This is a genomic window from Peribacillus sp. SIMBA_075 (assembly GCF_046534585.1).
Window position 1 is genome coordinate 146,557 of the sequence record NZ_JAWRYN010000002.1, and the last position, 20,690, is coordinate 167,246.

The window sequence follows — 20,690 nt, forward strand, 5'->3', positions numbered from 1 at the left end:
GGCGAAACACCACTAGTTTTGCCTGTAAGAAGGAATTGGCAGGTGAAAAAGAGAATTTGACTCCTTATAAGACAGTGAAGGAGGCTGTATATAGTGAGTCTTACGATTAATATGGAGGCGAAAAACCGCGTATTGTGCATTCGTCTCAAAGGTGATTTAGATCATCATACAGCAGAAAAATTGAAAAACCAGGCAGAGGCAGCTATTCAAAAGCATAACATCAAGCATATTATCCTTAACATGGAAGAATTGCATTTTATGGACAGTTCAGGGCTCGGAGTTATTTTAGGGCGGTATAAGCAGGTAAACAAAAAGCAAGGTGAAATGGTGGTCTGTGCAATTTCTCCAGCGGTAAAGCGGTTATTTGAGATGTCAGGGTTGTTTAAAATTGTTAAAATGGAACTATCCGAAAAAAACGCTTTGCAAAGACTGGGGGTTGCCTAAGATGAAAAATAAAATGGAAACAAAATTTTCTGCACTAAGCCAAAATGAATCTTTTGCAAGGGTAACTGTTGCGGCTTTCATTGCCCAATTGGACCCGACGATGGATGAATTGACAGAGATCAAGACTGTCGTGTCAGAGGCCGTTACGAATTCGATTATCCATGGGTATGAGAGTGACCCGGAAGGCTGGGTCTACATTTCAGTGGTCATCGAAGGCGATACTGTGGAATTGACCATCCGTGATGAAGGACTGGGCATTGAGGACGTCGAGGAGGCTAAACAGCCGTTATTTACGACAAAACCCGAACTTGAACGTTCCGGTATGGGATTTACCATCATGGAAAACTTCATGGATGAAATCAATATAATTTCCCATAAGGGCGAAGGTACGATCATTCGATTAAAAAAGCACTTAACTACAAGTAGAGCTTTGTGCAATTAAGGGAGACTTGCATATGGATGTGGAGGTTAAAAACCAGAAGAGCAAGAAAGGACAGCCCCATTTAAAAGATGAGGAATTACGGAATTTAATCCAACGCAGCCAGAGCGGTGACCAAGATGCAAGGAACCTGATTGTCAATAGCAATCTTAGGCTTGTATGGTCAGTCGTGCAAAGATTCCTCAATCGAGGTTATGAACCGGACGACCTTTATCAAATAGGCTGTATTGGCTTGTTGAAGTCCGTGGATAAATTTGACTTATCGTTTGAAGTGAAATTCTCAACGTATGCTGTACCAATGATCATTGGTGAAATCCAACGTTTTATCCGTGATGACGGAACGGTTAAGGTAAGCCGGTCTTTAAAGGAAATGGCGAATAAAATTCGCAGGGCCAAGGAGGAGCTTTCAAAGACGTATGGCCGCGTTCCGACTGTCAATGAATTGGCGGAACACCTTGAGCTGTCGCCAGAGGAGATCATCATGGCCCAAGAAGCTAGCAGAAGCCCTTCATCCATCCATGAAACGGTTTACGAAAATGATGGAGATCCCATTACTCTTCTTGACCAGATTGCCGATCATAACGAAACATCTTGGTTTGATCAAATCGCTTTGAAAGAAGCCATACATGAATTGAATGAGCGCGAAAGGCTGATTGTTTTCCTGAGGTATTATAAAGATCAGACGCAATCGGAAGTAGCGGCAAGGCTTGGTATTTCCCAAGTTCAGGTGTCAAGGCTGGAAAAGAAGATTCTTCAGCAAATGAAAAACCACATGAATCAGTGATTCATGTGGTTTTTTTTTTGCTGGAGATAAATCTTGTTTTTAGGAAAAAGTAATAATAATTCCCTCAGTGATCCGGGTAGATAAAAATGAAAATATGAGTGGATTCATTTTTTAGTTGAATTTAGAATTAAAAACGAATATTATAGTAAAGGTCGCGTTTTTCATTCGCCTTTTTATCTTTCTTTCAACGAATAATTGATAAGGAAAAGCGTTGATGCAGTACAATTTTAGGACACCTTGTCTTTACGTGCAAACGGTTGTCGGTGTTTCCTTTAGATCTGGAGGTCTAAATATGTTTATGGAAAAGTTTTTCTCCCTGAAAGAAAATGGGACGGATGTCCGTACAGAAGTCATGGCGGGTGTTACGACATTTTTAACTATGGTTTATATCCTTATTGTGAATCCGGCTTTATTGTCTTCAATCGGAATTCCATTTGAACAGGTTTTCATGGCAACAGTCATATCAGCGGTGATGGGTACCCTTATCATGGGGCTGGTAGCAAAATACCCGATTGCAATAGCGCCAGGGATGGGTTTGAATGCTTATTTCGCCAGCGTAGTGGGGGCTCAGGGCCTCTCATATCAGACCGTATTCGGTACGGTTTTCATAGCAGGTTTGCTATTTCTATTAATTAGCGTGACAAGCTTGCGTAAAATGATAATTGATGCGATTCCTAACTCATTAAAATATGGAATCACATCCGGAATTGGTTTATTCATTGCGTTCATCGGATTGAAAAACGCTGGAATCGTTGTACCTAATGAATCAACGATGGTGACTCTTGGCGATTTGCATCAGCCTGGAACCGTTTTAGCGTTAGCAGGCTTATTCATTACCTTGATTTTTATGGCCCGTAATATTAAAGGGGCAATTTTTATTGGTATGATCATTACGGCAATCATTGGCTACTTTATCGGTTTGCTCAACTTTGATGGAGTCTTATCTGTACCTCCAACACCGGTATTTTTCGATATCGATATTGCCGGGGTCTTCACGCATTCTTTATATTCAGTTGTGTTCGCCTTTTTACTTGTGACGATCTTTGATACGACAGGTACCTTGATTGGCGTGACGGAACAGGCAGGATTAACGAAGGATGGGAAAATCCCTCGTGCAAAGAAAGCATTTTTAGGTGATGCGATTGCGACGACTGTCGGCTCGATGTTTGGAACAAGTCCTTCAACAGCTTACGTTGAATCGAGCACAGGAGTGGCCGCAGGCGGACGTACTGGGTTAACTGCTACTGTTGTGGCAATCCTATTCGCTGTATCGATTTTCTTTTCTCCATTAATATCGGCAATTTCTTCAGTTCAAGCAATCACAGCTCCCGTATTGATCATCGTAGGATGTTTTATGATGGAAGGCCTGGCTAAAGTCAATTGGAAAATTTTCGATGAAGCATTTCCGGCATTTGCGATTATTTTAACGATGCCGCTTACTTCAAGCATATCTACAGGGATTGCGATCGGATTCATAACATATCCACTTATGAAGGTATTCAGCGGAAAAGGAAAAACGGTACATCCGCTCATTTATATTTTTGGATTGATATTTTTGGTTCAGCTGATTTTCTTCCCCACTCATTAATTTATGAATGAAAATCAAAAAGACACGCTGTCGTTGCAGCGTGTCTTTTTTTTGTTATCAATTAGTAATATCTGGACATGGGTCACTTCCTGCATTTTCAATCTGTTTCCAATCCATACTACTAGCATAAGGAAATAAAAGGTCGGGATGTGATGGAAGTGGCAGTTGTATATATCAGGATGAGGAACCGTGTACAAGTAAATGGAAATCAAACGGTGAGGATAAAAGATATTGCAAGGATAATCGGACCTGAAGAAGTGATTCAAATAATCGAGGACATCATATTATTAACGGTCAAGAAGGAAGATAAGAATATTATTGTCATTGATTTGGCTCAAGTTATCATGGCCATTCGCAAAATGGATCCAACTATTGAAGTGGAGACATTCGGGCCCTCCCAAACGATCATCGAAGTCATTCTCTCGAAAAAGAAAATGTCATTCCTAACTTTCGCCTTAGTCTGGTTCCTGTTGTTTGTCGGCGGCGGGATGACTATCATGAATTTTCATGTGGATGTAAGTATGGGGGAAGTACACCAAAAAATCTTTACTATTATAACGGGAAAAGTGGAAGAAAAGCCGTTGCTGATCCAAATCCCATATAGTTTCGGCCTTGGTATAGGCATGATCTTATTTTTTAATCACTTTTTTAAAAAACGCTTCAATGAGGAACCTAGTCCGCTCGAGGTTGAAATGTTCAACTATCAGCAGGATTTGGACAATTATGTAACCATGAATGAAAATAGGGAGAACGTGCGCCATCTTGATGACAGGTAAAATTATCTTCGGAATCTTTGTCGGTTTAGCTGGAGGTTTCGCGACAGGTGCCGGTTTTGTAGCGTTTTTAACTGTACTTGGTGTGATTCCGAGACTGACTCAGCTGACAAAAACAATGAAAATGATTCATTTCTACGAAGGGGCCATCATTGCCGGCGTTGTCGCAGGAACATGGTTCGGATTACAGGAAACGGAACTTGCCCTCCCGAAACTTTTGTTAATTCCGATCGGCTTGGCAGACGGGATCTTTAATGGGATGCTTGCTGCTGCCTTAACTGAAGTCCTGAATGTATTTCCGATTCTGTCTAAGCGAATCGGTATTCAAGAGAAAATCATTTATCTGTTAATGGCACTCGTATTGGGGAAAATAGTCGGATCATTATTCCAATGGATTTATTTTGGCGATTTATAAGTTTATGAGGTAACTATTCCTGATGATGAAAGGTAGGCCCAAGATGGTGACCAAACGAAAAGTGATATTGATTACGGATGGAGATGAGTATGCTAAACGGGCTGTCGAGCTTGTGGCCAAGGAAATTGGGGGAAGATGTATCTCCATGTCCCAAGGTAATCCATCACGATATACTGGCTTGGAGCTTGTTGAATTAATAAAAAAGGCAAAGTATGATCCCATATTGGTCATGTTTGATGATAGCGGTTTTATCGGTGAAGGATCAGGCGAACAGGCAATGAAGGTAGTTGCCGGACATCCTGATATTAATGTCCTTGGCGTGATAGCGGTCGCTTCAAAGACTAGAAGGGAAGAATGGACCAAGGTGGATATCTGTATTGACCGGGATGGTAATTTGACACCGAACGGGGTGGATAAATACGGTGCTGAGGAATTTGAACTGGGCAAGATTACAGGAGATACAGTGTATTGCATCGATCAATTACAAGTTCCCATAGTTGTAGGGATAGGGGATATCGGAAAAATGTCCCATCAGGATGATTTTAAAAGAGGAGCACCGATCACGAAGTTAGCGGTCGAAATCATATTGGAAAGGAGTGGTCATGATGACTTCAGAAAAACCTCGAAACATGAAACCGATTCCGAATAGGGTAACGGAAGTTGACGCGTATATGAAAGAGAAAGTAGGTCTGGGCGTCAGCTTCGATTTAGGAGTAAGAAGGGTAAAGGTCTTAAGAAAAGATGTTCATCTTTACTATATAAACGGCCTGACGGATACCGAGTACATCATTGGAATTCTGGACTCGCTAATCCATAATAAGAATTCTGATATCATGAGTGGAAAAGTTTTTGATGTAATCAAAGGCTTGCTCGTACACCAATCGGTTGAAGAATTAACGACGATGGATGAGCTGGTTGATAAGGTATTATCAGGATTAATAGTCATCGTTGTCGATGGCAAACCAATAGGATTGGTTGTTGATGTCAGGAGTTATCCCGGAAGACAGCCAGTTGAACCCGATACGGAAAAAGTCGTCCGTGGATCCAGGGATGGTTTTGTCGAAAACATCATCATTAATACAGCGATAACAAGAAGAAGAATCCGGGATGAAAAATTACGATTTGAAATGCTGCACGTAGGGGAGCGTTCGAAAACGGATATATCCATCGGCTACATAGAAGATATTGCCGATCCTGATTTAATAGATATCGTTCGTAAGGAATTGAATAGCATTGAGGTTGATGGCATAACGATGGCTGATAAAACGATCGAAGAGTTCATCGTCAAGCAAGGATATAACCCATACCCGCTTGTAAGGTATACGGAACGGGCTGATGTAGCGGCAACACATTTACTTGAGGGTCATGTCCTGATTTATGTGGATACGTCACCGAGTGTCATCATTACTCCGTCCACTCTTTTCCATCACATGCAGCATGCTGAGGAGTATCGGCAGGCACCTGCTGTTGGAACGTTGGTGCGCTGGACACGTTTTCTAGGGATATTCGTTTCGTTATATTTGTTGCCGATATGGTTATTGTTTGCTTTGGAACCATCGCTTTTACCGGATAAGTTAGAGTTTATCGGACCAAATGATAAAACGCATATACCAACTTTGGTCCAAATCTTCATTTCCGATATAGGAATAGAATTCTTAAGGATGGCAGCCGTTCATACCCCGACCCCGCTTTCTACGGCAATGGGCTTGGTTGCGGCAGTTTTGATTGGACAGATAGCGATAGATGTTGGCCTATTTGTTCCTGAAGTGGTTCTCTATGCTTCCGTAGCGGCAATCGGCACTTTTGTCACTCCAAGTTTAGAATTGGGGGTTGCGAATAAAATTTCCCGTTTAGTATTGCTAGTGTTGGTTGCTATCTTTAAAGTGCCTGGCTTAATCATAGGCATCACACTCTACATTATTTTGCTTACTAGTATAAAAACGTTAAATACACCTTATTTATGGCCGCTTATCCCCTTTCAGCCAAAGGGAATGTCACATATTCTATTAAGAAGACCTTATCCAGGAGCTGCGGAGCGTCCTAGTATTGTGCATCCCCAGGATAAATATAGGCAGCCGAGAAAATCTTAAGGTTGATGTTGTCGAAAAGTTGTGGTAATTTAATTTTATTCGGAAAAAGCGGTAAAGTTAAGGCTTCACAAAGAGATAGGGCGCTTATGGCTCTTTGAAGTTAAACCAATCTGTCTTTCCCTTCGAACTACGAAGCAGTCATAGAGAACAATATCCAATGGGATAATCGATTGATTCGGATGAGGCTTGTTCATATAGACACCTCTTTTTAACTTGCATGAGGGTTGCTTTATTTGAGGCTGCCTCATTTCTTATCAATCTTTAGTTTTAAGTCAGGAAGGTGAGGCTATCATGCATTTGTACGGAACCAGTGGTGTCAATGAACGTGGACATCTGGAGATTGGCGGAGTGGACACGATCGAACTGATCGAACAATTTGGCACTCCATTATATGTTTATGATGTAGAGCTAATTCGTGAACGGGCAAGAGGGTTCAAGAGAACTTTTGAAGAATTGGGGATCTCAGCCCAAGTTGCATACGCAAGTAAGGCTTTCTCTTCGATTGCCATGATTCAGTTGGCTGATCAAGAAGGGCTTTCTCTCGATGTTGTCTCAGCGGGGGAATTGTATACGGCAATTAAGGCAAGTTTCCCAACTGAACGCATTCACTTTCATGGAAATAACAAAAGTGAAGAAGAGCTGCATATGGCTTTGGATTATGAAATTGGCTGTATAGTAGTCGATAATTTTTCAGAGTTGGCACTTTTGGAAGAAGTTTGTACAAGCCGTGAACAAAAGGTGAAAATCCTTCTTCGTGTAACACCAGGAATTGAAGCCCATACGCATGATTATATCTTGACAGGGCAAGAGGATTCGAAATTTGGTTTTGATCTTATTAACGGACAGGCGGAAAGCGCTCTTCGACAAGCGCTGAAAAGCGAGTTTCTGGAAGTGCTGGGACTCCACTGCCATATCGGTTCCCAGATCTTTCAAACGACCGGTTTCCTTCTGGCTGCCCAAAAAATTATCGGCAAGTTAAATGAATGGCATGGTTCGATAGGGTTTCAACCAAAGGTATTGAATCTCGGAGGGGGATTCGGAATTCGGTATACACAAGAGGACGACCCGCTTCCGGCATCTCAATATGTAGAAGAAATCGTTAGGGAAGTACAGAACCTGATTGCTGACTCTGATTTAGTGATGCCTGAAATCTGGATTGAACCTGGCCGTTCATTAGTCGGAGACGCCGGGGTGACCTTGTATAAGGTCGGTTCTGAAAAGGAAGTGCCTAATGTCCGTAAATATATTGCCGTTGACGGGGGCATGAGTGATAACATACGTCCAGCTCTTTATGAAGCGAAGTATGACGCAATTCTTGCAAACCGCCCACTTGACCCTGTAGAAGAGACAGTGTCCATTGCTGGGAAATGCTGCGAAAGCGGAGATATGTTGATTTGGGATTTACCATTGCCAAAAGCCGGACGCGGTGATGTCTTGGCAGTCTTTTGTACAGGGGCATATGGATATTCCATGTCGAATAATTACAATCGGATTCCGAGACCGGCTGTCGTCTTTGCCGAAAAAGGAGAAGCCCGATTGGTCATCAAACGTGAGACGTATGAAGATCTTATCCATTTGGATTTGGCCCTTCATGAAGCGGCCGTCGTCAATAAAGAATAAAAAAAGGATGGCATCGGCCATCCTTTTTTTATTCAAATCAGCTGAAAAAAGATTTGATCGCGTCTATTAAACTGCTGAAGACTTCTTTCAATTTATCTAAGAATGATTGACCCTCTTCGGACTCAAGAAAATTGGAAAGCTTATCTTTGGCGGCAGTAAGCTGATCCCCGACAGAGTTCCAATCAATATTCAATTCTTTTAGTTTATTGAATAAATCAATTAAACTTTGAACTTGATTATCATTTAAGGCAATTCCCAGTTCTTTTGCTGAAGACTCGACAACATCGCGGACCTCTTCAGTGTTGGCCGGAGGATTTTCAGCCATTTCTTCTTTGATTTTCGTTACCAGTGCAGAGGCTTCCTCTGTACCGATTTCATCACCCAATTTAGCTGTTTTTACCATTTCTTCATTCGCTGCCTGCTTCACATCTTCCGGAATCTTCTTGTCTGAAGAGATTTCATAGGCTTTAATGACCCCTGTCAAAGCTGCTGTACCGGAAACGGGTATAGGTGCGGTGACATAAACGGTAGCATCTTTTACTCCAGCAGTTGCCAATGCGTTGATATACATTTCGTCTGTGACCCAGTTAATGTTTTTCGACTCCAGTTTAAGTCCAGTGCCTTTTTCCTCCAAAGTAATGGCAGAGGATGAAATAGCTTTTGTACCAATCAGCCGGCTGGCGATATAGTCTCCTAAGTATTCATGTTCCTCCGCATTTGTAACCGTTAGAACCTCAACATTATTAGGGGCTTTCATTTCAGACAAAACCATATTTTTTTGTTCATTTGTCAAATTTTCTCCTAGTGTGACGGTCATTTCACCAACAGCTGCATCTGCAAAAGCTTTATATGGCAATAATAGACATAAAAAAATGGTTAAAAAGACCCATTTATTCGTTTTTTTCATGATAATCCTCCTTAACTTTTCCTGCTGAATTGAGATCTTTCATTAAAAGAGCGGCGTTTTAAATAAAGATTCATAGTATTTGACGAAACAAAGGATAAAAAGGATACATATTTTCCTGAAAAATATTTATATAGCACAAAATAGCTATAGCTCTTTCAAAGGAGGAAGTGATTGCATCTTGTCTTTTATACCTATTATGCACTCTATGAATCTAAGGCCACTTTACCAATGTAGTAAAATCGAAGCAAGATTGCAAGGATATTTGTCAGATTGTGTTAAGTTATAGTAGAATGAATTCGTTATTTAAATATTTGGACCATTCATAAAAGGAGTATGGGATGAGGAAAAGCAATAAAACTCTTTTACTTATGATGCTTATTATCGCTTTGATGTGGGGAATCATATATTGGCTGTTTATCGCTTAGCACATAGCACATCGATAAATCAAGTGCTGAAAGTGATGTTGAAACGAACGAATTTTTTATGTATGATGGAAATGTTATATGTGAGCTTATTATTCTAAGCGAATTAATTAGAAACAGGTAGATAATAAAAACGTTATTTAGTAACGAGGGATATTATGTTGATTAAGTATAAGAAAAGTTATGAGAAGTTTGCCATGGGATTATTATCTTTCATGCCAAATGAAAAAGAGATAAAAACGCTTCGGAATACGATGAAGAATTATGAAACGGATGAAAACCTACAGCTGTTCTTATGGAAAGATGAAGAGATTACGGGCTTGATCGGAATAGAAATCTCTCCAACCCACATTGAGATACAGCATATATCTGTAAATCCATCCTTTCGGAAGCAAGGTATCGGTAAAACGATGGTAAGGGCCATCAAGGAGCAATATCCTGATAAAGAACTAAAAGCAAATGAGTTTACGGAAAGCTTTCTTGACAGGTGTGAAGAAGTCTAATATGAAAGTGGGAATGGAGGATCACCTTTAAGGGCGGTCCTCCATTCCTGTTTTTCGAAGGGATAGCTGCCGAGCCCTTTCAGAAATGACATCCGAACGGTCGCGCAATAAATGTTTATCAACAATTGATAAATTAGCCATGTCGCTACCTTCGCCCCATATGTACCCTTCCTGCAAACACATGGATTGGCATTTTTCGATCAACCCTTGATCCGCTATCGGAAGATTAATGCTTTCATATGGCTTTTGGGATAGCATCCGTTCATGTGTGTCCTCGAGCAATTTGAACAGTTTTTCTGGATCGAGCCCCAATTTCAGGAGCTCGGCTTGTTTAGAGTGGAGATTTGCAAGGGCTTTAGCAAGTGTCCTTGCAGCCCCTTTTTTGTTTTCCCTGCGATCATGGTATAGGGCAACCGCAATTTGGATGAGCCCGACCCAGTGGGAGTCACGTTCTTTTGGAGCGGTTTCCTTCCAATATTCTTCAAGAATTTCATGACATTCGAAGTAATCCCTTGTTCCATGGAAATGGACAAGGAAAGAAAGGTAGTCTTCCGCGTAATTCAATACGAGCACCCCTTTTGTTTGATGAAATCATCCAAGGTAAGGCTAAAAGCCATTTTCCATAGCTAGATATCCGCCATGTATCCACCCTAAGTTTAGCATAGAATTTTTTCTTGGAAAATAAAGAAAGCCGATTGCAAGGCAATCAGCTTGACTCATAAGTCAATTAACACCAACTAGCACCGACGATAATTAATAAAATGAACAATACTACAATAAACGCGAAACCGCCGCCGTGCCCAAAACCACCTGCACCCATAATAAGTACCTCCTTTGTTCTGCTGTTCTTACATTTCTAGACTATGTAGGATTTGAGAATGTGATTGGGCATTGACCCAATTTCACAAATCCCTTTTAAGAACTTTTCTAAGGTCCTAAATTATTATTATTGGATAAAGGGCGGCAATCCACTATACTTGATTAGTAAAAGAAATAGGCCTATTATCGGCCAATTAGATTTAAATGGGGTAATTTAATGGGTTATAATATAAAAATTGACGCTTTCGAAGGTCCGATGGATTTACTCCTGCATTTGATTAATCGCCTTGAAATAGACATCTACGATATTCCGATGGCTGATATTACAGATCAATACCTAGGATACATCCATACGATGCAGCACCTGGAATTGGATGTGGCCAGCGAATATTTGGTGATGGCTGCAACACTGCTTGCCATCAAGAGTAAAATGCTGCTTCCAAAGCATGAAGATGAACAATTGATTGATGAAGATGGAGAAATATTTGAAGAAGACCCACGGGATGAGCTTGTGGAGAAACTATTAGAATATAAAAAGTATAAGTATGCAGCTGAAGAGTTTAAAGGGATGGAAGAAGAACGCAGCCTGATGTTCACTAAACCCCCAAGTGATTTATCTGTATATGTTAAAGAAGCGGAAAGTGATAAACAAGAGTTGAATATAAGTCTATACGATATGCTCGGAGCTCTGCAAAAACTGCTCCGAAGGCAAAAAATACAAAAGCCGCTTTACACGAAAGTAACGAAACAAGAGATATCGATAGAAAAACGAATGGATGAAATCATGATTGAGTTACAATCAATTAAAGGGAAGAAAAGTTTTTTTGAACTGTTTTCGCTTCCGGTTAAAGAGCATATCGTCATCACTTTTATGGCAGTACTGGAATTAATGAAACTAAATGAAATCATCGTTGAACAGGAAGATAATTTTTCGGAAATCATGATTGCTGCTAAGGAAGGTGTAGAGCAAGTTGGAAGTTATTAATTGGAAAGGGATTCTTGAGGCATTATTGTTTGCAACAGGAGATGAAGGACTCTCCGTCAAACAAATTGCCTCTGTCCTTGAAATTACGGAATATCAAGCAAGAGACATCGTTGAAAGTTTAAAGGAAGAATATATATCGGATGTACGCGGGATTCAGGTGATTGAAATAGCGGGTGTTTATCAAATGACGACAAAAAAAGCACACTCGGATTACCTGAAAAGACTGGTGGAAACGACAAGCACACAAGGTTTGTCACAGGCAGCTTTGGAAACACTCGCCATCATTGCCTATAAGCAGCCGATTACTAGAGCTGAAATTGATGAAATTCGCGGGGTCAAAACGGAACGCCCCATCCATACACTTGTCACGAAAGTCTTAATAAAAGAGGTAGGACGTGCTGAAGGATCCGGCCGGGCTTATTTATATGGGACAACAAAAGAGTTTTTGGATTACTTCGGCCTGAATTCCATAGATGAATTACCGCCGCTCGCGGATAATTCGGATGATAGCTTTGAAAATGGTGAAGCCGATCTGTTTTTTGAAAAATTTCAGCAAACAATCGAATAACATTTTTTCCTGAATTGTGATAATATAGAAAAAAATGAATGCGGGGGGATTGCGGGTGCGAATTGTGGCATGCAATGGATTTGGGCTTGAAAAGGAAAAGTCAAATTCACCTGAGGACTTCTTTAATCGATCCGTTATACAATACATAAAGGATGGAGAAGAAAAGACGCTGAATGTACTGTATCTTCGCTATTTTGATGAGATGGTCACTCTTTGGACCCCATATCCCGCCAATCCTCTATTCAAAAGCCCTAACCGGGATATTTATATGGCCGATATCATTGCCATGGTCTGTCTGCTCAAAGACCCGAGCCTGGTTAACCGAAAACGTATATATATAAATGCAGAAAAAGAGCTGGCTGGTTATTTCGAAAATATAGATTTTGAAAAATTGGAGAAAGTGTTTATATCTATTGACCAAGCTAAACCATATGATATAGAATCACATGTTGACTATTATATTCAATCTTAATCATTTTGAGGAGGGTTCACGGTTGGGGAATACATTGGTAAAATCTCAGCTTGAGGATGTAAAAGGGTTTTTAGAAACGACAGTGGCTCAACTAGAAGAATTTATAAATGAGACGACCTATTCTAAGCTGCAAGAGGAAAAAAGCGGGGATGAAACCTATTATAAAGGGATCCTTTCTAGTTTAAGAAGAATGCTTGTAAGTTGTGAAGAGGGCTTGGAGGCTTGCCAAATCGTTCTGAAAAATGATGTTTTCAATAAAGCTGCAGCTGAAAAGACGCTTTATAGAGTTTATCATCAATGTATCGAAGAATACTTTTCCCCAAAATCAGATCGGTGGTTTGAGGACAGCAGATCTGCCTATACAGGAAAAAACTCGATTAAATTTCACCAAAGTGTACCTGACAGCATAATCTCCATTCTGAAGGCCGTGGAAAGTGGATTCCAGACCATGCGTGAAGAATTGGAGTTTTATGAAACGGATTACCGGACGAAAATGTTACAGTCAAGATAGAGAAGCAGCTAGGCTTAACAGGCCTAGCTGTTTTTTTAGCTATAAATGGAATCTCCGCTTAATCGAAACATAAAATACTTTGATGATTAAAAGTGCATGAAGGTTAAGAGGAGGTTCGAAGATGTCTGATGTAGAAGAGTATGCAAAAGACGTAAGTGAATGGGTTGATGGAGTCATGGAATATCTTGAGAAGATCGATATCACCGATTCGCAATTGTTGTCAAACATTGAACGACTTTCCCAGTTGACAAAAGGTTTGAATGAGGAAGAAATGGATGATGAGGATATGGTCCTGATTGAGGAAGAGATGGCACGGGTATACCAAGAAATTGAAGAACTCGCTAGAGAATTCAGTATACAGGAAAGGCAATCAGTGCCGATTGGGAGGCATACACTTCCGCCATTACCTTATGCCTATGAAGCGTTGGAACCGACGATTTCAAGGGAAATAATGTTTCTGCACCATGATAAGCATCATCAAGCATATGTCGATGGGCTGAATAAAGCGGAATTGATGATGCAAAAAGCGAGGGAGACGAAAGATTTTTCCTTGTTGAAGCATTGGGAAAAGGAAGCAGCTTTTCATGGGTCAGGCCATTATCTCCATACGCTGTTTTGGGAAGTGATGATTCCAGGAGGAGGCGGACAGCCAAAGGGAGATTTACTTAAACAGATTGAGAAGGATTTTGGAAGCTTTGCAGCGTTTAAAAGTCATTTTAGTGAAGCGGCCAAACAGGTAGTAGGTGTTGGCTGGGCGATTTTAGTCTGGGTTCCACGTGCGCGGCGGCTAGAAATACTTCAATCGGAATTGCATATGGTGTTGACCCAGTGGGATACGATCCCAATCCTTGTTCTTGATGTATGGGAACATGCTTATTACCTGCAATATAAAAATAATCGGGCAGGGTATGTGGACAAATGGTGGGACGTTGTAAACTGGCCGCAAACAGCGGTAAGGTTCACAGAAGCGAAGAAGCTTATTTGGAAAAAACAATAATTGATAAAATAAAGAAATGTCTAAGGAAAACCAATTCGCAGACGAGCCGTGATGGTTCGTTTTTTTTTGTCAGAAAATCCTGTATTAAGAATCTTTTAGGGAAAATATGGCAATGATATAAAGGGATGACTGACAATTTTATTTGAAACGGCCATTGATTCTCATTTGAACATTTTTATTTGATTGGAAAGGGGATGATATCAATTTCTGAAATAATGAGCATGTGTCTTGTTTTTAACCTTAAAATAACATTTAAAATGTGTTAAAGAGGCGATTTTGAAGTGACATGGGTTTTTTAAAATAATTAATTTATATCAATATAAAAACTGTGACTAATTTGTGAACTTGAAAATTATTAAGGTATATTTATTGACTAATTTCTATTTAATAATTACTATAAATAGGAGCATATAAAAAAATAGCTATTGGAGGAATTTATTATGTCATTGATCAATAAACAAGTTGAAGATTTTAAAGTACAAGCTTACCATGCAGGAGAATTCAAAGAAGTTACACTTGAAGATGTTAAAGGAAAATGGGCAGTATTCTTTTTCTATCCAGCTGACTTCTCATTCGTATGTCCAACTGAATTAGCTGATCTTCAAGATAATTATGAAACATTCAAGGAAATTGGTTGTGAAGTTTACTCAGTTTCAACAGATACTCATTTCAGCCACAAAGGCTGGGCTGATGCTACTGATACAATCGGTAAAATTCAATATCCAATGTTAGCTGACCCAGCAAACGTTTTATCCCGTCAATTCGGTGTATTAATCGAAGAGGATGGATTGGCTCTACGCGGAACTTTCATCGTAAATCCAGAAGGACAAATTAAAGCATACGAAGTTAATGACTTAGGGATTGGCCGTAATGCAGAAGAACTTGTGAGAAAAGTTCAAGCTGCACAATTCGTAGCAGAACACGGAGATAAAGTTTGCCCTGCAAAATGGACTCCAGGTGAAGCTACTCTTGAACCAAGCCTAGACCTTGTAGGTAAACTTTAATTTTTAATGGGATGATCCATTTCTTTGATTAATGGATATATCCAGCAATTGATTACGATTACTGGGACAATTCGTCCGACAAGATCTAATGACAAAAGGCACTTACCTAAAATAAGTGCCTTTTGTTTTTCAAAATAATCAGTTTAGCACGCATTTTCTTTCAGCAAGGAGAACAAATATGAAAAAAATATATGATTTATTAATTATTGGCGGCGGTCCTGCAGGCCTCTCAGCGGGCGTTTATGCAGGAAGAGCTAAACTAAAGACAATAATTCTTGAAAAAGGAACTGGCGGCGGACAAGCTGCAACTACATCGGAAATAGCCAATTATCCTGGTATCCGCCATATTTCGGGCCCAAGGTTAGTTGAAGAAATGAAGCTTCAAAATGAAGATTTTGGCGTGGAATTCGCCAAAGCCGATGTAACGGGCGTGGATTTCTCCGGTGAGATCAAAGTCGTTAAAACCCTTGGTGGGGACTACCAGGCCCGCGCCGTCATCATCGCAACGGGTGCTACTCCAAGAACATTGGGCTTTCCGGGTGAAGAGGAATTCACTGGACGCGGTGTAGCTTATTGTTCAACTTGTGATGGCGAGTTCTTTGAAGGGTTGGAAGTTTTCGTTATCGGGGCAGGGTATGCAGCCGCCGAAGAAGCTATATTCCTGACACGCTTTGCTACAAAAGTTACAATCATCGCCCGGGAATCAAGCTTCTCGTGTGCCCCGTCCATCGTTGATAAAGTGATGGCAAATGATAAGATTGAAGTGAAATTCAATACGGAGATCCTTGGGGTATATGGGGACGGGATGATTCAAAGTGCCCGTTTCATCAATAACGAGACTAAAGAAGAATTTGAATATAAGGCGAAGGAAGAAGACAGTACGTTTGGAGTATTCGTTTTCATTGGTTACGAGCCGAAAACAGAGATTTTCACTGGCCATATCGAAATGGACCATGCTGGTTACATTCTCACGGATGATGATATGAATACTAATGTGAAGGGTGTATATGCGGCGGGCGACCTAAGGCCAAAATCTTTGCGCCAGATTATCACCGCTGTATCTGACGGAGCGATTGCAGCAACGGATGCCGGCAAATATATTGCTGAAGAAAAAGATCGTTTAGGCATTAAAGATGAACCTGAAGTTGAAAAACCGGCGAAAAAAGAACAGGCCGCTGTCCCAGCAGGAAAGAGCGCTTTATTAAGTGATGCGTTACGTGGCCAACTGAAGGGAATCTTCGGCAAGATGGAGAGCGACGTTACATTGGTGTCCATCGTCGATGAAAGTTTGCCAAAATCAGTCGAATTGCGAGACTTCTTGTTGGATGTTGCGGAATTAGGCGATAATCTTCATCTTGAGTTATACAACAAGGGGGAAAATACGGAAATTGAAGCAAAAATCAATGCAGATAAGTTCCCAGTCGTTTCCCTCTTAAATTCAAAAGGTGAATACAGCGGCGTCAAATACCACGGTGTACCAGGCGGCCATGAGCTGAATTCCTTCATCTTGGCTATCTATAACCTGGCCGGACCAGGTCAGGCATTGGATTCAGCCGTATTGAATTCAATTAAGGGAATCAGTAAAAAAGCGAACATTAAGGTTATGGTTTCGTTGGCATGTCACTACTGTCCAGACGTTGTAGTGGGTGCACAGCGCATAGCGATTGAAAACCCTAACGTTGAAGCTGAAATGGTCGATATAAGCAATTTCCAGGAAATTAAGAAGAAATATAAAGTCATGAGCGTGCCGGCTATGATCATCAATGATGAAGAAGTGGTATTCGGCGCTAAGAAAATAGATGAAATCGCTGCATTATTAGTATGATAGAACACTAAATCGATAGGGGACTGTCCTCCTATCGATTTTTTTATTTATTGGAAATGATCTTTGAAAATATGGAGATATCATGAAGGTTTACATTCTTTTTATTCATAACCCTTGTCCATTTGCATAAACTTGTACAAAAACAAGTAAAGAGACGAGGGGGCACTTATGCGTTTTTCATATAAAGGGTTATCAAGTTTGTGTATCGTCCTTCTCCTGTTGTCTTTTATGGCACCCTTACAAAGCGCCAAAGCAAAGGTTTCCGTAAGTGCCCATAGTGCGATTTTAATGGATGAGGATAGCGGAAGGGTCATTTATGAAGTGAATGCCCATGAAAAGAATCGTATAGCAAGCATTACGAAAATAATGACGGCTATCTTGGCTATTGAATCGGGACTAATGGATGAAAAAGTGAAGGTGAGCAGTACTGCCTTCGGGACGGAGGGATCATCCCTTTATTTAAAAGAAGGTGAAAGAATTAAGCTCGAAGATTTGGTTTATGGCTTGATGCTTCGTTCAGGCAATGATGCTGCAGTCGCAATCAGTGAAAAGGTTGGCGGAAGCCTGGATGGATTCGTCTGGATGATGAATCAAAAGGCGGAAGAAATCGGGATGAAAAATACTCATTTTTCAAATCCACATGGTTTGGATAATACGAAAAATCATTATTCAACCGCATATGATATGGCCATACTCACTCGTTATGCCATGCAAAATGAAACGTATGTAAAGATTGCCGGCACAAAGGAACATAGGGCACCTAATTCCACAGAACAATGGGATTATGTATGGAAAAACAAAAATCGCCTACTTACACAATTATATGAGTATTGCACAGGGGGGAAAACAGGGTATACGAAACTAGCAAAACGTACCTTGGTCACGACGGCAACAAAAAACGGGCATGACCTGATTGCAGTGACATTGAATGGTCCGGATGATTGGAATGATCATATTCAAATGTACGAAGCCGCCTTTAAGGATTATAAGCCAACAGAAATTTTACCTGAAGGCATGGTAAAGAACTTGGAAAATAAAATATATAAAGGGCATGTCTACATTAAAAAGGATTTTTCGTACCCACTAACAAAAGAAGAGACAAAGTTGGTCAATGTGAAAATGAAATTGTTGAAGCCTCAGAAGGATTGGAAAGATAAAAGGAAAATCCCGGAAGTGGTCGGCAGGGCATCCATCTATCTCGATGGAAAGAAAATAGGTACGCGTTCAATTTTTTATGGGGAATCAAAAGAAAGCTTCAAACAACAATCGTTCCAATCATCATGGGCCGAGGTATTTGAAGCGGTATTGGGAATCGAACGAAATGGTTAATTACATTTGGGTTGGGATGTTTGTGATCGGTATTGTATTTGGCATGATTAATGGGACCATGGATCAGGTAAATAAAGCTCTTTTTGTAAGTGCAAAGGAAGCGGTCACTCTTTGTCTGGGACTGATGAGCATTCTTGTCTTTTGGCTGGGTTTGATGAAAATAGCGGAAGAATCGGGACTGCTTGATAAACTATCCAATTTGTTCAAGCCATTCATGAGATGGCTGTTCCCTGAAGTGCCGCCTAATCATCCGGCTATGGGATATATCCTTTCGAACATGATGGCAAACACATTCGGTTTGGGGAATGCCGCTACACCTCTTGGTATTAAAGCCATGGAGCAGCTAAAGAAACTAAATGGAGGAAAAGCAACGGTAAGCCGCTCGATGGTCACTTTTTTAGCGATCAATACCTCAAGTGTAACGTTGATTCCGACGACTGTTATTGCAATCCGCATGAATTACGATGCCCACTCCCCGACAGACATCGTTTTCCCGACAATAATAGCAACAGCCATTTCTGCCGTTGGAGGAATCGCGATAGACCGATATTTTTATTACAGGAGAAAGAGAAGCGGGAGGGAATAGGATGTTACACTGGATGACCACCATATCAATTTGGATGATACCGATTTTGATCCTCTGTATATTACTGTACGGTACATTGAAAAGGATTCCCACCTATGAGACCTTCGTCGAGGGTGGGAAAGAAGGGATCAACATGTCCTTTTCCCTCATCCCTTTCCTGGTAGGCATGCTTGTGGCGATTTCGGTATTTAGGGCATCAGGGGCATTGGACTTCATTGTACAATTATTAAACCCATTGCTTTCCTTTCTTCATTTTCCGTCTGAGGTTTTACCCCTTGCGATTATTAGACCAATATCCGGAACAGCCGCTTTAGGCATGACCAGCGACCTTATATCGGTTTATGGACCGGATTCATTCGTTGGACGCTTGGCTGCCACGATTCAGGGAAGTACAGACACCACATTCTACGTATTGACCGTTTATTTTGGAGCGGTCGGGATCAAAAAAATGGGTGATGCCCTTAAGGTCGGTCTTTTGGCGGACCTGATCGGAATCATAGCTGCCGTTATCGTTGTCACACTAGTTTTCGGAATGAAGTAAAAGGAAGGAAATGGGCATCCCATTTCTTTTTTTTTGTCTTTTTCTTAAACTAACGGCTATGATGGGCTATCGATTTTAAATGGGGTTCAAACTTTCATCTAAAAGAAACATTTTTTTGTATGGAAAAATAAGCTATGTTACACTCATTATGGAAACCAGACCATTTAACAGTCTCATTATTAGTGTATTGATAAAAGAAAAGCTCTTAATCGCGAAAAACCTTTTGTTTTTGCCTCTCCATATGTAATAATTGTATGATTGTGTATGTATAGACAATAACAAACGAATGATTATACTATGGGGTGAAGATAGATGGAACGATTACAAAAGGTGATAGCACATGCTGGACTGGCTTCCCGCCGTAAAGCAGAAGAGTTGATTTTAGAAGGCAAGGTAAAAGTGAACGGTAAAGTAGTGAAGGAATTAGGCGTGAAGGTGGGTCCTAATGATAAGGTTCAGGTTAATGAAGTCCCGCTTGAAAAAGAAGCTCCTGTTTATTTCCTATTCTATAAACCGCGCGGTGTCATTTCGGCAGTTTCGGATGATAAGAATAGAAAAGTCGTAACGGACTATTTCCCTTACATCAATGAGCGGATTTATCCAGTTGGCCGCTTGGATTACGATACTTCAGGTTTGTTGATTTTAACCAATGACGGAGAATTTGCAAACACGTTAATGCATCCGAAGCATGAAGTGGATAAAGTGTATGTTGCAAAAGTAAAAGGGATGCCTTTGCGTGAAAGCTTGAAAAAGTTGGATAAAGGTATCAAATTGGAGGATGGCAAGACTGCTCCAGCCAAGACTAGGGTATTGTCTACCGACAAAAAAAAGGAAACGGCCATTGTTGAAATCACAATACATGAAGGCAGGAACAGGCAAGTCCGCAGGATGTTTGAAGCAATCGGCCATCCCGTCATAAAATTGAAGAGGGAACAATATGGTTTCTTGACTTTGGACGGTTTAACAGCAGGAGATTCCAGGGAGCTGACTCCACATGAAGTTAAATTAATGAGGACTTTAGCATCGACCGAACCTAAACAGCGGAGAATGTAAAAAAGAATATTTCCT

At 40.7% G+C, this 20,690-nt stretch carries 24 protein-coding genes; 21 read left to right on the top strand and 3 right to left on the bottom strand.

Translation table 11 applies throughout. The annotated features are described in order from the left end of the window. Nucleotides 1-93 precede the first annotated feature (93 nt). The 9 genes from spoIIAA to lysA all read left to right on the top strand — a co-directional run bounded on the left by spoIIAA (nt 94) and on the right by lysA (nt 8,153). Nucleotides 94-444 carry an anti-sigma F factor antagonist gene (gene spoIIAA, locus SB775_RS02465; RefSeq protein WP_061463936.1) on the top strand — a complete coding sequence of 117 codons (351 nt, stop codon included), beginning with the start codon at nt 94-96 and terminating at the stop codon, nt 442-444. 1 nt (nt 445) lies between these two features. Next, on the top strand, nt 446-886 hold the full coding sequence (spoIIAB, locus tag SB775_RS02470; protein ID WP_034308139.1) for an anti-sigma F factor: 441 nt from the start codon (nt 446-448) through the stop codon (nt 884-886). Nucleotides 887-899: 13 nt separating this feature from the next. Then, nucleotides 900-1,667, top strand: a complete 768-nt coding sequence (gene sigF, locus SB775_RS02475; RefSeq protein WP_061463935.1) for an RNA polymerase sporulation sigma factor SigF — start codon at nt 900-902, stop codon at nt 1,665-1,667. 298 nt (nt 1,668-1,965) lie between these two features. Beyond that, nucleotides 1,966-3,255: an NCS2 family permease gene (locus SB775_RS02480; RefSeq protein WP_410860520.1), complete on the top strand. Its 1,290-nt coding sequence runs from the start codon at nt 1,966-1,968 to the stop codon at nt 3,253-3,255. A 152-nt stretch (nt 3,256-3,407) separates the two neighbouring features. Continuing rightward, nucleotides 3,408-4,031, top strand: a complete 624-nt coding sequence (locus tag SB775_RS02485) for a stage V sporulation protein AA (RefSeq protein ID WP_061463934.1) — start codon at nt 3,408-3,410, stop codon at nt 4,029-4,031. Then, the gene (locus SB775_RS02490) at nt 4,021-4,443 is read left to right on the top strand and encodes a stage V sporulation protein AB (protein WP_089361446.1); all 423 of its coding nucleotides are present in this window, start codon (nt 4,021-4,023) and stop codon (nt 4,441-4,443) included. Before SB775_RS02485 ends, SB775_RS02490 begins: the two co-directional genes overlap by 11 nt. Before the next feature lie 43 nt (nt 4,444-4,486). Further along, nucleotides 4,487-5,092: a stage V sporulation protein SpoVABEA gene (gene spoVAEA, locus SB775_RS02495; protein ID WP_061463932.1), complete on the top strand. Its 606-nt coding sequence runs from the start codon at nt 4,487-4,489 to the stop codon at nt 5,090-5,092. Then, nucleotides 5,049-6,533, top strand: a complete 1,485-nt coding sequence (locus SB775_RS02500; RefSeq protein ID WP_410860415.1) for a spore germination protein — start codon at nt 5,049-5,051, stop codon at nt 6,531-6,533. The genes spoVAEA and SB775_RS02500 overlap by 44 nt, the downstream gene beginning before the upstream one ends. A 291-nt stretch (nt 6,534-6,824) precedes the next feature. Then, on the top strand, nt 6,825-8,153 hold the full coding sequence (gene lysA / locus SB775_RS02505; protein WP_410860417.1) for a diaminopimelate decarboxylase: 1,329 nt from the start codon (nt 6,825-6,827) through the stop codon (nt 8,151-8,153). Between the two features lie 37 nt (nt 8,154-8,190). On the opposite strand, the gene SB775_RS02510 is transcribed toward lysA, so the two are convergent. Next, nucleotides 8,191-9,060, bottom strand: a complete 870-nt coding sequence (locus tag SB775_RS02510) for a DUF1002 domain-containing protein (RefSeq protein ID WP_410860419.1) — start codon at nt 9,058-9,060, stop codon at nt 8,191-8,193. A 580-nt stretch (nt 9,061-9,640) separates the two neighbouring features. Here SB775_RS02510 and SB775_RS02515 point away from each other — a divergent pair. Next, nucleotides 9,641-9,985 (top strand): GNAT family N-acetyltransferase, encoded by a 345-nt coding sequence (locus tag SB775_RS02515; RefSeq protein WP_410860421.1) that lies wholly within the window; start codon nt 9,641-9,643, stop codon nt 9,983-9,985. A 27-nt stretch (nt 9,986-10,012) separates the two neighbouring features. Here SB775_RS02515 and SB775_RS02520 read toward each other — a convergent pair whose 3' ends face one another. Further along, a complete protein-coding gene (locus tag SB775_RS02520) occupies nt 10,013-10,549 on the bottom strand; it encodes a DUF309 domain-containing protein (RefSeq protein WP_410860422.1) in 537 nt (178 codons plus the stop codon). A gap of 163 nt (nt 10,550-10,712) precedes the next feature. Further along, the gene (locus tag SB775_RS02525; RefSeq protein ID WP_283897220.1) at nt 10,713-10,805 is read right to left on the bottom strand and encodes a YjcZ family sporulation protein; all 93 of its coding nucleotides are present in this window, start codon (nt 10,803-10,805) and stop codon (nt 10,713-10,715) included. 216 nt (nt 10,806-11,021) lie between these two features. On the opposite strand from SB775_RS02525, the gene SB775_RS02530 reads away from it, so the two are divergent. The 11 genes from SB775_RS02530 to rluB all read left to right on the top strand — a co-directional run bounded on the left by SB775_RS02530 (nt 11,022) and on the right by rluB (nt 20,675). Beyond that, the gene (locus SB775_RS02530; protein ID WP_061463926.1) at nt 11,022-11,789 is read left to right on the top strand and encodes a segregation/condensation protein A; all 768 of its coding nucleotides are present in this window, start codon (nt 11,022-11,024) and stop codon (nt 11,787-11,789) included. Further along, a complete protein-coding gene (gene scpB, locus SB775_RS02535; protein ID WP_061463925.1) occupies nt 11,776-12,357 on the top strand; it encodes an SMC-Scp complex subunit ScpB in 582 nt (193 codons plus the stop codon). The genes SB775_RS02530 and scpB overlap by 14 nt, the downstream gene beginning before the upstream one ends. A gap of 55 nt (nt 12,358-12,412) precedes the next feature. Continuing rightward, a complete protein-coding gene (locus tag SB775_RS02540; protein ID WP_061463924.1) occupies nt 12,413-12,829 on the top strand; it encodes a hypothetical protein in 417 nt (138 codons plus the stop codon). A 22-nt stretch (nt 12,830-12,851) separates the two neighbouring features. Continuing rightward, the gene (locus tag SB775_RS02545) at nt 12,852-13,340 is read left to right on the top strand and encodes a YpuI family protein (protein ID WP_034308117.1); all 489 of its coding nucleotides are present in this window, start codon (nt 12,852-12,854) and stop codon (nt 13,338-13,340) included. Nucleotides 13,341-13,461: 121 nt separating this feature from the next. Then, nucleotides 13,462-14,337: a superoxide dismutase gene (locus SB775_RS02550; RefSeq protein ID WP_410860424.1), complete on the top strand. Its 876-nt coding sequence runs from the start codon at nt 13,462-13,464 to the stop codon at nt 14,335-14,337. Nucleotides 14,338-14,777: 440 nt separating this feature from the next. Then, entirely contained in the window at nt 14,778-15,341 is a 564-nt protein-coding gene (gene ahpC, locus SB775_RS02555) for an alkyl hydroperoxide reductase subunit C (protein ID WP_057217417.1), read from the top strand. Between the two features lie 178 nt (nt 15,342-15,519). Beyond that, entirely contained in the window at nt 15,520-17,166 is a 1,647-nt protein-coding gene (locus tag SB775_RS02560; RefSeq protein WP_410860425.1) for an FAD-dependent oxidoreductase, read from the top strand. 168 nt (nt 17,167-17,334) lie between these two features. Further along, nucleotides 17,335-18,495: a D-alanyl-D-alanine carboxypeptidase family protein gene (locus tag SB775_RS02565; protein ID WP_410860427.1), complete on the top strand. Its 1,161-nt coding sequence runs from the start codon at nt 17,335-17,337 to the stop codon at nt 18,493-18,495. Beyond that, complete coding sequence (locus SB775_RS02570) at nt 18,488-19,081, top strand: nucleoside recognition domain-containing protein (RefSeq protein WP_061463920.1); 594 nt, start codon at nt 18,488-18,490, stop codon at nt 19,079-19,081. Before SB775_RS02565 ends, SB775_RS02570 begins: the two co-directional genes overlap by 8 nt. 13 nt (nt 19,082-19,094) lie before the next feature. Further along, a complete protein-coding gene (locus SB775_RS02575; protein ID WP_375166287.1) occupies nt 19,095-19,622 on the top strand; it encodes a spore maturation protein in 528 nt (175 codons plus the stop codon). Nucleotides 19,623-19,934: 312 nt separating this feature from the next. After that, entirely contained in the window at nt 19,935-20,675 is a 741-nt protein-coding gene (rluB, locus tag SB775_RS02580) for a 23S rRNA pseudouridine(2605) synthase RluB (RefSeq protein ID WP_061463918.1), read from the top strand. Nucleotides 20,676-20,690: the final 15 nt, after the last annotated feature.